The sequence below is a fragment of the Pseudomonas sp. NY8896 genome, from assembly GCF_039634505.1.
The window spans coordinates 1751463-1764550 of sequence record NZ_CP132350.1 but is presented as its reverse complement, the minus strand read 5'-3'; the positions used below and the strand labels follow the sequence as shown (position 1 = coordinate 1764550).

Sequence of the window (13088 nt, the reverse complement as noted above, 5' to 3'; positions counted from 1 at the left end):
CGTTCAATCGATCACGAAGATCATGATTGTTATCGGCCTTATTCCGTTGCAGGACTCGCCTGTTTCGACAGTGTTGCTGCTCACCACAACCACAAGAAAATCATCACATCTTGCTGATTGCTCCGCCGTCAGGCGGGCTTTACGCTTTGCCAGTCACCACTGAAACGCCGCTCGTTGCACCACACAGCCCAGCAAATCCTTACCAATTTATTGGCCAGCGCCACAGCTGCTTTGTTGTGGCCGATACGTGCCGCTGTCTCGACGGCCCAGCGTTGTAACTGGGTCAGTTTCTCCGGCGTGCGGGCCTGACATCGCTGTGCCGCCAGCAAGGCCGCTCGCGAACCGTGGATCAATAAGGTGCGCACATAGACGTTGCCCTGTCGGCTGATGTGGCCCAGTTTACGTCGGTCGCCGCTGCTGAATTCACGCGGTGTCATGCCCAACCAAGCGCTGAGTTGGCGGCCATTAGTAAAACGCTCGGGCTTGCCTACTGCGGTTTTCAGGGCGCTGGCGGTCAGCAGACCAATACCGCTGACCTCATCGAGTTTACGTACCACTTCATCGTCGGCATGCCAGCGCTTGAGTTGCTGTTCGCACTCGACCATGCACTGTTCGTGCAGGTTGATTTCCGCCAGGACGATATGCAGTTGATGACTCAAGGGCGCGATCTCTGGGCGATCAACTAATTCATGGGCGGCACGGATAAACGCGGCAGTGGCGGTTGGGGCTTCGATACCCGCCTCGCGCAAAATACCGCGCAGCAGGTTGATGCGCTGGGTACGGCTCTTCTTCCAGGTTTCGCGCATACCGTGAAGTTGCTGTAACAGCTGTTGCTCCTGGGTTTTCACCGGGACTGGATGAATATCGTTGCAACGCGAGGCTTCTAGCATGGCATCGCAGTCGTTACGGTCGGTTTTGTTGCGACGACGATAGGGCCGTACATAGCGAGGATGGATCAGTTTTACCCGGTGGCCCAGCGCTTGCGCGACACGCCCCCAGTAGTGAGCCGTGCCACAGGCTTCCATCACCCACTCGACCGGCTCGGCTTGCTCCTGTATATATCGCCTAAACGCCTCTCGGTTCAGCCGCTTGCGCTGCACCACCTGGCCGGAACGGACACTCTCGGCAACTTGGTAAACGGACTTGGCCAGATCAACCGCAATTCGCTTCATAACGTCTCTCCCAATGATAAGCCACCGCAGTTCTAGGTATAGAACCGTGGCGCGGGGAGAGTCCATTACAGCATCCAAGCCGACGCCGCTTCGCGGCGCGGCTTAACTCAGGTGTTAGCCATATTATGGAGCCTCATGCTTTTATATAAAATGTGTGACAATCAAAATTATGGGGTTACTTACATGAAGTTTTTATTGGCATTTTCGCTTTTAATACCATCCGTGGTTTTTGCAAGTAGTTCAAAGTTTCAGCAAGTTGAACAAGACGTTAAGGCAATTGAAGTTTCTCTTTCTGCTCGTATAGGTGTTTCCGTTCTTGATACTCAAAATGGAGAATATTGGGATTACAATGGCAATCAGCGCTTCCCGTTAACAAGTACTTTTAAAACAATAGCTTGCGCTAAATTACTATATGATGCTGAGCAAGGAAAAGTTAATCCCAATAGTACAGTCGAGATTAAGAAAGCAGATCTTGTGACCTATTCCCCTGTAATAGAAAAGCAAGTAGGGCAGGCAATCACACTCGATGATGCGTGCTTCGCAACTATGACTACAAGTGATAATACTGCGGCAAATATCATCCTAAGTGCTGTAGGTGGCCCCAAAGGCGTTACTGATTTTTTAAGACAAATTGGGGACAAAGAGACTCGTCTAGACCGTATTGAGCCTGATTTAAATGAAGGTAAGCTCGGTGATTTGAGGGATACGACAACTCCTAAGGCAATAGCCAGTACTTTGAATAAATTTTTATTTGGTTCCGCGCTATCTGAAATGAACCAGAAAAAATTAGAGTCTTGGATGGTGAACAATCAAGTCACTGGTAATTTACTACGTTCAGTATTGCCGGCGGGATGGAACATTGCGGATCGCTCAGGTGCTGGCGGATTTGGTGCTCGGAGTATTACAGCAGTTGTGTGGAGTGAGCATCAAGCCCCAATTATTGTGAGCATCTATCTAGCTCAAACACAGGCTTCAATGGCAGAGCGAAATGATGCGATTGTTAAAATTGGTCATTCAATTTTTGACGTTTATACATCACAGTCGCGCTGATAAGGCTAACAAGGCCATCAAGTTGACGGCTTTTCCGTCGCTTGTTTTGTGGTTTAACGCTACGCTACCACAAAACAATCAACTCCAAAGCCGCAACTTATGGCGGCGTTAGATGCACTAAGCACATAATTGCTCACAGCCAAACTATCAGGTCAAGTCTGCTTTTATTATTTTTAAGCGTGCATAATAAGCCCTACACAAATTGGGAGATATATCATGAAAGGCTGGCTTTTTCTTGTTATCGCAATAGTTGGCGAAGTAATCGCAACATCCGCATTAAAATCTAGCGAGGGCTTTACTAAGCTTGCCCCTTCCGCCGTTGTCATAATCGGTTATGGCATCGCATTTTATTTTCTTTCTCTGGTTCTGAAATCCATCCCTGTCGGTGTTGCTTATGCAGTCTGGTCGGGACTCGGCGTCGTCATAATTACAGCCATTGCCTGGTTGCTTCATGGGCAAAAGCTTGATGCGTGGGGCTTTGTAGGTATGGGGCTCATAATTGCTGCCTTTTTGCTCGCCCGATCCCCATCGTGGAAGTCGCTGCGGAGGCCGACGCCATGGTGACGGTGTTCGGCATTCTGAATCTCACCGAGGACTCCTTCTTCGATGAGAGCCGGCGGCTAGACCCCGCCGGCGCTGTCACCGCGGCGATCGAAATGCTGCGAGTCGGATCAGACGTCGTGGATGTCGGACCGGCCGCCAGCCATCCGGACGCGAGGCCTGTATCGCCGGCCGATGAGATCAGACGTATTGCGCCGCTCTTAGACGCCCTGTCCGATCAGATGCACCGTGTTTCAATCGACAGCTTCCAACCGGAAACCCAGCGCTATGCGCTCAAGCGCGGCGTGGGCTACCTGAACGATATCCAAGGATTTCCTGACCCTGCGCTCTATCCCGATATTGCTGAGGCGGACTGCAGGCTGGTGGTTATGCACTCAGCGCAGCGGGATGGCATCGCCACCCGCACCGGTCACCTTCGACCCGAAGACGCGCTCGACGAGATTGTGCGGTTCTTCGAGGCGCGGGTTTCCGCCTTGCGACGGAGCGGGGTCGCTGCCGACCGGCTCATCCTCGATCCGGGGATGGGATTTTTCTTGAGCCCCGCACCGGAAACATCGCTGCACGTGCTGTCGAACCTTCAAAAGCTGAAGTCGGCGTTGGGGCTTCCGCTATTGGTCTCGGTGTCGCGGAAATCCTTCTTGGGCGCCACCGTTGGCCTTCCTGTAAAGGATCTGGGTCCAGCGAGCCTTGCGGCGGAACTTCACGCGATCGGCAATGGCGCTGACTACGTCCGCACCCACGCGCCTGGAGATCTGCGAAGCGCAATCACCTTCTCGGAAACCCTCGCGAAATTTCGCAGTCGCGACGCCAGAGACCGAGGGTTAGATCATGCCTAGCATTCACCTTCCGGCCGCCCGCTAGCGGACCCTGGTCAGGTTCCGCGAAGGTGGGCGCAGACATGCTGGGCTCGTCAGGATCAAACTGCACTATGAGGCGGTGGTTCATACCGCGCCAGGGGAGCGAATGGACAGCGAGGAGCCTCCGAACGTTCGGATCGCCTGCTCGGGTGATATCGACGAGGTTGTGCGGCTGATGCACGACGCTGCGGCGTGGATGTCCGCCAAGGGAACGCCCGCCTGGGACGTCGCGCGGATCGACCGGACATTCGCGGAGACCTTCGTCCTGAGATCCGAGCTCCTAGTCGCGAGTTGCAGCGACGGCATCGTCGGCTGTTGCACCTTGTCGGCCGAGGATCCCGAGTTCTGGCCCGACGCCCTCAAGGGGGAGGCCGCATATCTGCACAAGCTCGCGGTGCGACGGACACATGCGGGCCGGGGTGTCAGCTCCGCGCTGATCGAGGCTTGCCGCCATGCCGCGCGAACGCAGGGGTGCGCCAAGCTGCGGCTCGACTGCCACCCGAACCTGCGTGGCCTATACGAGCGGCTCGGATTCACCCACGTCGACACTTTCAATCCCGGCTGGGATCCAACCTTCATCGCAGAACGCCTAGAACTCGAAATCTAACGTCCGTTCGGGCATCGAGGTCCATGTCGGGGTGGGACGGGCCCGTGGCTTCAAGATCACTTGCAGTCCGACCGCGATGTCTTGGTTGCGCGAGAGGTTGTCGATATCCTCCACTTCCATCATCAACCCTGGATAATGCCGCCGCCGTCATCGCCGCCGACGCCCGTGCCGGGCTTTTCGGGCCTGTCAGGCTTGCTCGGCCTTCAGCCTGCCTGGGCGAGATCTCCGGCGGACGGATTAACGGCGGAGCTTCGCCGCCTTTCGTGCGTGTGAAGGCCGAAGATAGTTCTCTCAAAAACATCCGTTTATGAGAGATACCAAATGTCATTTTCAGAAGACGACTGCACCAGTTGATTGGGCGTAATGGCTGTTGTGCAGCCAGCTCCTGACAGTTCAATATCAGAAGTGATCTGCACCAATCTCGACTATGCTCAATACTCGTGTGGGCTCTGTTGCAAAAATCGTGAAGCTTGAGCATGCTTGGCGGAGATTGGACGGACGGAACGATGACGGATTTCAAGTGGCGCCATTTCCAGGGTGATGTGATCCTGTGGGCGGTGCGCTGGTATTGTCGCTATCCGATCAGCTATCGCGACCTTGGGGTCGCCTCAGAAAACGGAAAATAAAGCACGCTAAGCCGGTTGCAACGGTCGTAGCGGCCTGAACTTGCCCGCGCCGATCTTGGCGCTGCTGCGCCAGAGGTAATCGCCGGTCAGGTTGATGTGTTCCCAGCCGAGCGGCGACAGGTATTGCAATAGCGCGTCATCGACAGCATGCCCGTTGCCACGCAACGCATGTGCTGCGCGCTCCAGATAGACCGTGTTCCACAACACGACGGCCGCCGTCACCAGGTTGAGGCCGCTGGCCCGGTAGCGCTGCTGCTCGAAGCTGCGGTCGCGGATTTCGCCCAGACGGTTGAAGAATACGGCGCGGGCCAGCGCGTTGCGCGCTTCGCCCTTGTTCAGTCCAGCGTGGACGCGGCGGCGCAGCTCCACGCTTTGCAACCAGTCCAGGATGAACAGCGTGCGTTCGATGCGCCCCAGCTCGCGCAGGGCGATGGCTAAGCCGTTCTGGCGCGGATAGCTGCCGAGTTTCCGAAGCATCAGCGAGGCTGTCACCGTGCCCTGCTTGATCGAGGTCGCCAGCCGCAGAATTTCATCCCAGTGGGCACGAATAGCCTTGATGTTCAGCCTGTCGCTGCTAATCATCGGTTTGAGCGCGTCATAGGCGGTATCCCCCTTGGGGATGAACAGCTTGGTGTCGCCCAGGTCACGGATGCGCGGCGCAAAGCGGAAGCCCAGGAGATGCATCAGGGCAAAGACGTGATCGGTGAAGCCTGCCGTGTCGGTGTAGTGTTCCTCGATGCGCAGGTCGGACTCGTGGTACAGCAGGCCGTCAAGTACATAGGTCGAGTCGCGCACGCCGACATTGACCACCTTGGTGTGGAACGGCGCGTACTGGTCGGATATATGGGTGTAGAAGGTTCGCCCAGGGCTGCTGCCATATTTCGGGTTGATGTGACCGGTACTCTCGGCCTTGCTCCCGGTTCGGAAGTTCTGGCCGTCCGACGATGACGTGGTGCCGTCGCCCCAGTGTTCGGCGAAGGGATGCCGGAATTGGGCGTTCACCAACTCGGCCAGCGCTGTCGAATAGGTTTCGTCGCGGGTATGCCAGGCTTGTAGCCAGGCGAGCTTGGCGTAGGTCGTGCCGGGGCAGGACTCGGCCATCTTGGTCAGGCCCAGGTTGATCGCGTCGGCCAGGATGGTGGTCAACAGCAGATTTTTGTCCTTGGCCAGATCGCCCGATTTCAGGTGCGTGAAGTGGCGGGTGAAGCCCGTCCACTCATCGACTTCGAGCAGCAGTTCGGTGATCTTGACGTGTGGCAGGATCATGGCTGTCTGGTCGATCAGCGCCTGCGCGGTGTCGGGTACCGCCGCATCCAGCGGCGTGATCTTCAGGCCCGACTCGGTGATGATCGCATTCGGCAGGTCGTTGGCCGCTGCCATGCGGTTGACCGTGGCAAGCTGCGCTTCAAGCAGCGTCAGGCGGTCGTGCAGGTACTGGTCGCAGTCGGTGGCCACGGCCAGCGGCAATGCGCTGGACTGCTTGAGGCTGGCGAACTTCGCGGGCGGCACCAGGTAGTCCTCGAAGTCCTTGAACTGGCGCGATCCCTGCACCCAGATGTCGCCCGAGCGCAGCGAGTTCTTCAGCTCGGACAGCGCGCACAGCTCGTAGTAGCGCCGGTCGATACCCGCGTCAGTCATCACCAGCTTCTGCCAGCGCGGCTTGATGAAGTCGGTCGGGGCATCGGCAGGCACTTTGCGGGCGTTGTCGGTGTTCATGCCACGCAGTACCTCGATGGCATCGAGCACGTTCTTGGCGGCGGGTGCGGCCCGCAGCTTGAGCACGGCAAGGAATTCCGGCGCGTAGCGGCGCAAGGTGGCGTAACTTTCGCCGATGCGGTGCAGGAAATCGAAGTCATCGGGCTGAGCGAGCTTCTGCGCCTCGGTGACGCTTTCGGCGAAGGCATCCCAGGACATGACGGCCTCGATGGCGGCGAACGGATCGCGGCCAGCTTGCTTGGCCTCGATCAGCGCCTGGCCGATGCGCCCGAACAGCCGCACCTTGGCGTTGATCGCCTTGCCGGATGCCTGAAACTGCTGCTGATGCTTGTTTTTGGCGGCGTTGAACAGCTTGCCCAGGATGCGGTCGTGCAAGTCGATGATTTCGTCGGTGACCGTGGCCATGCCCTCGATGGCCAGCGCCACGAGGGTGGCGTAGCGCCGTTGCGGCTCGAACTTGGCTAAGTCGGCGGGCGTCATCTGGCCACCCTCACGGGCGATCTTGAGCAGGCGGTTCTGGTGCACCGACCGCTCGATACCGGAAGGCAGATCGAGCGCCTGCCACGCCTTGAGGCGTTCGATGTGTTCCAGCATGTGCCGCGAGTTCGGTTTAACCGGCGACTGGCGCAGCCAGGCCAGCCAGGTCGTCTTGCCGTTGTCCCGGCGCCTGAGCAGATCGTCGAGGCGGCGGCGATGCGTGTCCGACAGTGGTTCGGCCAAGGCGTCATAGATGCGCCGGTTGGCGCGAGTGATGGCCTCGGCGCTAGCGCGCTCGATGGCGTTGAGCGCGGGCAGGATGATCGACTGTCGCCGCAGATGCTCAACCAAGGTGCTAGCCAGCACGATGCCTTTGTCGGTTTGCATGGCCAGGTCGGTCAGCGTGTGCACGGCCTGCCGGTAGTGGCTCATGGTGAACGGCTGGAAGCCAAACACCGTTTGCAGCTCGACCAGGTGCTCGCGCCGGGTCTGCTCCCGCTGCCCGTAGTCGTCCCAGCTTTCGACGCCGACCTTGAGCTGGTCGGCGACCAGTTTCAGTAGGGGCAAAGACGGCGCCTGATCGACACCAAGGAAGATTCCGGGAAAGCGCAGGTAGCAGAGCTGCACGGCAAAGCCCAAGCGATTCGCAGGCCCGCGCCGCTGGCGGATGATGGAGAGATCGGTATCGCTGAACGTGTAATGTCGAATTAGGTCGTCCTTGGTGTCCGGCAACGCCAACAGGCTTTCCCGCTCGGCGGCGGACAGTATGGAACGACGAGGCATATTTATTGATCCAATTTCAAGTATTGATACAGGGTCTCCCGGCTGACACCAAATTCACGGGCCAGCTTCGCTTTTTGCTCGCCCGCCGTGACGCGCCGTTTCAGTTCAGCAATCTGTTCACCGCTCAGAGACTTCTTTCGGCCTCGGTAGGCTCCGCGTTGCTTAGCGAGCGCGATGCCTTCGCGCTGCCGCTCACGGATCAAGGCCCGCTCGAATTCGGCGAATGCCCCCATGACCGACAGCATCAGGTTCGCCATCGGTGAATCCTCGCCGGTGAAGGTCAGGCTTTCCTTGACGAACTCGATGCGCACGCCGCGCTTGGTCAGCTTTTGTACGAGGCGGCGCAAGTCATCGAGGTTGCGCGCCAAGCGATCCATGCTGTGAACCACCACGGTGTCGCCTTCGCGCACGAAGGCCAGCAGCGAATCAAGCTCGGGCCGCTGGGTGTCCTTGCCCGACGCCTTGTCGGTGAACACCCTGCCGACTTCGACATGCTCCAGTTGCCGCTCCGGGTTCTGGTCGAAGCTGCTGACCCGGACGTAGCCGATGCGTTGACCCTGCAAGATACCTCCAAATACGAAAGTGTCAGGAAGAAATCTATGACCTTTCGCCGCAGGTGTCAAGAAACACAAAAGTTAACTCTATTCTGACGTTGCTGGGTGGCTTCTCCTGACATCAGGATAGGGTATGCCTCAGTCTGACAGTGATGAGTCGCAGGCGTTCGGATCGGCATCGGTTTCGCTCCCGGTCTTGGCGCGCGCCTGGAAGCGCTGATAGCACTCCAGCCCGCAGAAGTGCTCGACGTATTCCGCGCCTTCCGGGGTGAAGGCGGCATCGAGCGGGATTTCCTTGCAGCACACGCAGCAACTGGTGGCAGTCGGATCATTTGCATTCATGGTGGCACCCCTCCATTGACTGACGAAGACGGCGAATGCCGCCGCCGGCATCGGCTTGGCGAACAGGAAGCCTTGTCCTGTGTCGCAGTCCGCTTGTCGCAACAAATCAAGACTCGCCGATGTTTCCACGCCTTCGGCCACTACTTCCATGCCAAGCCCATGCGCAAGCTGAATCACGGTGCGCACGATGGTCTGGTCGCGGTGGTCGTTGGCGAGTCCGGCGACAAACGATTGGTCGATCTTGAGCGTGCTGATGGGGCAGCATTTCAGGTGTTGCAGGCAGGAATAGCCGGTGCCGAAGTCGTCGGCGGCGAAGCGCACACCGATCTGTCGCAAAGCTTCCAGGGCGGGGAAGATCGCCGGATCACCGAACGCAACCGATTCGGTCAGCTCAATTTCAAGATACGCGGCGGGCAACCCGGCATCGGCCAGCACGCCCTTTACCCACTTGTCGAAATCTGGCCCCACTTGGCTCGCCGCAACATTGACGGCCAGCCGGAACGGTTGCCATGCCAGCACCCGCCAGTCGCGCATTTGACGGCAGGCTGCGCCCAGCACCCATGCGCCGATTTCCGGCATCAGGCCGGACGATTCGATCACGGGCAGGAACTGGCCCGGCGGCAACAGTCCGAGCGTCGGATGACGCCAGCGCAACAGGGCTTCCGCGCCGACAATCTGCTCACTGCGCAAATCGACAATCGGCTGGTAGTGCAGCTCAAGCTGCCCGCGCTCGACCGCCTGCGCCAGTTGCGCCACTGTCCATTCAATTGGCTGGGAAGCGCTCATGATCGACCTCTGAAGGCCCGCAGCAGCCGCGTCACAGACAGGACAAACAAGCCGCTCAGCGTGAGGGCTGCAATACCCCAGTGCTCGCCGATGAACGCGCCGGCCGTCGTGCCGGCCAGCACAATGGCGAGAATCGGCAAATGACAGGGACAGGTGAGCACCGCCAGCGCACCCCACAGGTAGCCGGTGAACGGCTTGTGTGTCTCGGTCGGCAAGCGCTCGGGGCTGTTCATGGCAGACTCTCCGCTTGCTGGGCCGGCGCGGTCGGCATCGCGGCCAACTGCACTTCCAGATCGGCCAACGCTTCGCGTCGGCGTTCGACGAACTGACTCAGTACGGCAAGCTGTGCGGCTGTTTCATCGCAGTCCGCCGCATCCAGCGCCCGGCACAACCGCGCCAATGCGTCCAGGCCGATGCCCGCCTCAAAAGCGGCCCGCACAAAGCACAGCCGCTGCAAGGCGGCGTCATCGAACAAGCCGTAGCCGCCCGTGGTGCAGGCGACTGGCCGCAGCAATCCGCGCAGCAGGTAGTCGCGCACGATATGCACGCTCACCCCGGCCTCAAGGGCCAGTCGGGACACTGTGTAGGCGTTCATCGAACACCTCCTTTTCCTTATCCGGCGCAGCAGGACAGTTGCTTCACGTCCTTGCTGAAGGTCTGCGCCGCGAGCTTCAAGCCCTCGACCATCGTTAGGTAGGGGAACAACTGGTCGGCTAGTTCCTGCACCGTCATGCGGTTGCGAATGGCGAGAACAGCCGTCTGGATCAGTTCGCCCGCTTCCGGGGCCACCACCTGTACGCCAATCAGCCGTCCGCTGCCTTCCTCGATGACCAGCTTGATGAAGCCGCGGGTATCGAAGTTGGCGAGCGCACGCGGCACGTTGTCGAGCGTCAGCGTGCGGCTGTCGGTTTCGATGCCATCGTGGTGCGCTTCCGCCTCGCTGTAGCCCACGGTCGCCACTTGCGGGTCGGTGAACACCACGGCCGGCATCGCGGTCAGATTGATGGCGGCGTCGCCGCCGGTCATGTTAATGGCCGCACGAGTGCCGGCCGCTGCCGCCACATAGACGAACTGCGGCTGGTCGGTGCAGTCGCCGGCCGCGTAGATGTTCGGGCTACTGGTGCGCATGCCCTTGTCGATGACGATGGCCCCCTGCGCATTGACGGCTACCCCCGCCGCTTCCAATGCCAGGCTGCGCGTGTTCGGTGTCCGGCCGGTGGCGACCAGCAGCTTGTCGGCGCGCACTTCGCCCTGTCCAGTGGTCAGCACGAATTCGCCGTCCACATGGGCGACTTGGCTGGCTTGCGTATGTTCCAGTACCTTGATTCCTTCGGCACGGAAGGCGGCTGTGACGGCCTCGCCGATGGCAGGGTCTTCGCGGAAGAACAGCGTGCTGCGCGCAAGGATCGTGACCTGGCTACCCAGCCGGGCGAAGGCTTGCGCCAGTTCCAGCGCCACCACCGACGAGCCGATGACGGCCAGGCGTTCGGGAATGGTGTCGCTGACCAAGGCCTCGGTCGAAGTCCAGTAGGGTGACTCTTTCAGGCCCGGAATCGGCGGCATGGCCGGACTGGCACCCGTGGCGACCAGGCAGCGGTCGAACATCACGACGCGCTCACCACCCTCGTTCAAACTAACGATAAGGCTCTGGTCGTCCTTGAAACGCGCTTCACCGTGCAGAACGGTGATGGCTGAATTGCCGTCCAGGATGCCTTCGTACTTGGCATGACGGAGTTCTTCGACACGGGCCTGCTGCTGGGCCAGCAGCCGCTCGCGCAAGATCGTCGGCGGTGTGGGTGGCATGCCGCCGTCGAATGGGCTTTCCCGGCGCAGATGGGCGATGTGGGCGGCGCGGATCATGATCTTGGACGGCACACAACCGACGTTGACGCAGGTGCCGCCGATGGTGCCGCGCTCAATCAGCGTGACCTGCGCGCCTTGCTCGACGGCCTTCAGTGCTGCCGCCATCGCGGCTCCACCGCTGCCGATCACGGCGACTTGCAACGGGCGCTCGCCGCCGCTGCCCTTGTCGGCGGCACCCATCCAGCCGCGCACCTTGTCGAACAGCCCAGTGCGGTTGTCGGTCGGCGGGGCATCGGCGAGCATCGCTTTGTAGCCCAGGCCAGCCACGGCGGCGGTCAGTGCGTCCGGCGCTGTGCCTGGATCAAGGGCGAGCTGGGCCGCGCCCTTGGCATAGGACACTATGGCAGATTGGACGCCGGGTACTTTTTCCAGCGCTTCCTTGACGTGCGCCGCGCACGAGTCGCAGGTCATGCCGGTGATTTTTAGATGGGTCATGCGACAGATCCTTTTTCGTTTGTGGTAGCAGACAAGGGCGTCAGATGTGCTGCGCTGCCGTTTTCAGTGCCTCACTTCTTGACGCTGGACGGATAGCCTGCGTCTTCGGTGGCCTTGGTCAGCTTCTGCACGCTGGTCTTGGCATCATCGAAGGTGACAACCGCTTCGCGTGTCTCGAAGGTCACGTTAACTTTGCTGACGCCTTCGACCTTGGAAATCGCCTTCTTGACGGTGATCGGACAAGCGGAGCAGGTCATGCCCGGTACGGACAGCGTGACGGTCTGGGTGGCGGCCCACACGGGGGCAACAACGGCAGCGATGGCGAGAGAGGCAAACAGTTTTTTCATGATGAACTCCTGTGATTAATAGAAAAATGGCATGACGTAGGGAAATCCGAGCGCGACCAGAACCAGCGCGGCCACGACCCAGAAAATGAGCTTGTAAGTAGCGCGCACTTGGGGAATCGCACACACATCCCCTGGTTTGCAGGCTTGCGCCGGTCGGTAGATGCGCCGCCAGGCGAAAAACAGCGCCACCAACGCCGCGCCGATGAAGATCGGGCGATAAGGTTCCAACACCGTCAAGTTGCCGATCCAAGCGCCGCTGAACCCCAGGGCGATCAGAACCAGCGGCCCCAGGCAGCAAGCCGAGGCGAGGATGGCGGCTAGCCCGCCAGTGAAGAGCGCCCCGCGCCCGTTTTGAGGTTCAGACATACGCTTGTCCTTTCAAATCTGGATTGGATAGCTTAAGCTTACTTCCGTACCAATGTACGGAGTCAAGCGATATGGAAAAAAATTTGGAGAATCTGACTATTGGCGTTTTCGCCAAGGCGGCCGGGGTCAACGTGGAAACAATCCGGTTCTATCAGCGCAAGGGCTTGTTGCCGGAGCCGGACAAGCCCTATGGCAGCATCCGCCGCTATGGCGAGGCGGATGTGACGCGGGTGCGCTTCGTGAAATCAGCCCAGCGGCTCGGATTCAGCCTCGACGAGATCGCAGAGCTGCTGAGGCTGGATGACGGCACCCACTGCGAGGAAGCCAGCAGCCTGGCCGAGCACAAGCTTCAGGACGTGCGCGAAAAAATGACCGACCTGGCGCGCATGGAAACCGTGCTATCCGAACTTGTGTTCGCCTGCCATGCGCGGCAAGGGAACGTTTCTTGCCCGCTGATTGCTTCGCTGCAAGGGGAGAAAGAGCCGCGTGGTGCCGACGCGGTGTAGCCGAGGGTAGTTACGCCTTAGCGTGCTTTATTTTCCGTTT

Annotated in this window: 14 protein-coding genes and 1 pseudogene; 6 read left to right on the top strand and 9 right to left on the bottom strand. The window is 59.5% G+C overall.

Annotation, left to right across the window (positions count from 1 at the left end; genetic code table 11):
• Positions 1 to 128: 128 nt before the first annotated feature.
• On the bottom strand, positions 129 to 1172 hold the full coding sequence (locus tag Q9451_RS07885; RefSeq protein ID WP_076611546.1) for an IS110-like element ISPpu25 family transposase: 1044 nt from the start codon (positions 1170 to 1172) through the stop codon (positions 129 to 131).
• A gap of 183 nt (positions 1173 to 1355) precedes the next feature.
• Between Q9451_RS07885 and Q9451_RS07880 the strand changes: the two genes are divergently transcribed.
• The 5 genes and pseudogenes from Q9451_RS07880 to Q9451_RS07860 form a co-directional block, all read left to right on the top strand.
• Entirely contained in the window at positions 1356 to 2222 is an 867-nt protein-coding gene (locus tag Q9451_RS07880) for a PSE family carbenicillin-hydrolyzing class A beta-lactamase CARB-2 (RefSeq protein WP_001931474.1), read from the top strand.
• A gap of 216 nt (positions 2223 to 2438) precedes the next feature.
• Complete coding sequence (locus tag Q9451_RS07875; protein ID WP_000679427.1) at positions 2439 to 2786, top strand: quaternary ammonium compound efflux SMR transporter QacE delta 1; 348 nt, start codon at positions 2439 to 2441, stop codon at positions 2784 to 2786.
• Positions 2780 to 3619: a sulfonamide-resistant dihydropteroate synthase Sul1 gene (gene sul1 / locus Q9451_RS07870; RefSeq protein WP_000259031.1), complete on the top strand. Its 840-nt coding sequence runs from the start codon at positions 2780 to 2782 to the stop codon at positions 3617 to 3619. Before Q9451_RS07875 ends, sul1 begins: the two co-directional genes overlap by 7 nt.
• A 127-nt stretch (positions 3620 to 3746) precedes the next feature.
• Complete coding sequence (locus tag Q9451_RS07865; RefSeq protein WP_026383934.1) at positions 3747 to 4247, top strand: GNAT family N-acetyltransferase; 501 nt, start codon at positions 3747 to 3749, stop codon at positions 4245 to 4247.
• A gap of 506 nt (positions 4248 to 4753) precedes the next feature.
• Positions 4754 to 4867, top strand: a pseudogene (locus Q9451_RS07860) (IS6 family transposase); the annotation flags it as partial.
• 12 nt (positions 4868 to 4879) lie between these two features.
• Here the strand turns inward: Q9451_RS07860 and Q9451_RS07855 are convergent.
• The 8 genes from Q9451_RS07855 to Q9451_RS07820 all read right to left on the bottom strand — a co-directional run bounded on the left by Q9451_RS07855 (position 4880) and on the right by Q9451_RS07820 (position 12542).
• Complete coding sequence (locus Q9451_RS07855; protein ID WP_026383935.1) at positions 4880 to 7849, bottom strand: Tn3 family transposase; 2970 nt, start codon at positions 7847 to 7849, stop codon at positions 4880 to 4882.
• A gap of 2 nt (positions 7850 to 7851) precedes the next feature.
• Positions 7852 to 8412 carry a recombinase family protein gene (locus tag Q9451_RS07850; RefSeq protein ID WP_003055107.1) on the bottom strand — a complete coding sequence of 187 codons (561 nt, stop codon included), beginning with the start codon at positions 8410 to 8412 and terminating at the stop codon, positions 7852 to 7854.
• Between the two features lie 129 nt (positions 8413 to 8541).
• A complete protein-coding gene (locus tag Q9451_RS07845) occupies positions 8542 to 9531 on the bottom strand; it encodes a DUF3330 domain-containing protein (protein ID WP_010792470.1) in 990 nt (329 codons plus the stop codon).
• Complete coding sequence (gene merE / locus Q9451_RS07840) at positions 9528 to 9764, bottom strand: broad-spectrum mercury transporter MerE (RefSeq protein WP_026383936.1); 237 nt, start codon at positions 9762 to 9764, stop codon at positions 9528 to 9530. Before merE ends, Q9451_RS07845 begins: the two co-directional genes overlap by 4 nt.
• Positions 9761 to 10126: a mercury resistance co-regulator MerD gene (gene merD, locus Q9451_RS07835; protein WP_003090698.1), complete on the bottom strand. Its 366-nt coding sequence runs from the start codon at positions 10124 to 10126 to the stop codon at positions 9761 to 9763. Before merD ends, merE begins: the two co-directional genes overlap by 4 nt.
• Before the next feature lie 17 nt (positions 10127 to 10143).
• Complete coding sequence (merA, locus tag Q9451_RS07830) at positions 10144 to 11829, bottom strand: mercury(II) reductase (protein ID WP_003090700.1); 1686 nt, start codon at positions 11827 to 11829, stop codon at positions 10144 to 10146.
• Between the two features lie 71 nt (positions 11830 to 11900).
• A complete protein-coding gene (gene merP, locus Q9451_RS07825; protein WP_000732290.1) occupies positions 11901 to 12176 on the bottom strand; it encodes a mercury resistance system periplasmic binding protein MerP in 276 nt (91 codons plus the stop codon).
• Between the two features lie 15 nt (positions 12177 to 12191).
• Positions 12192 to 12542, bottom strand: a complete 351-nt coding sequence (locus Q9451_RS07820; protein WP_001294666.1) for a mercuric transport protein MerT — start codon at positions 12540 to 12542, stop codon at positions 12192 to 12194.
• A gap of 71 nt (positions 12543 to 12613) precedes the next feature.
• Between Q9451_RS07820 and Q9451_RS07815 the strand changes: the two genes are divergently transcribed.
• A complete protein-coding gene (locus Q9451_RS07815) occupies positions 12614 to 13048 on the top strand; it encodes a mercury resistance transcriptional regulator MerR (RefSeq protein ID WP_000414383.1) in 435 nt (144 codons plus the stop codon).
• Positions 13049 to 13088 lie beyond the last annotated feature (40 nt).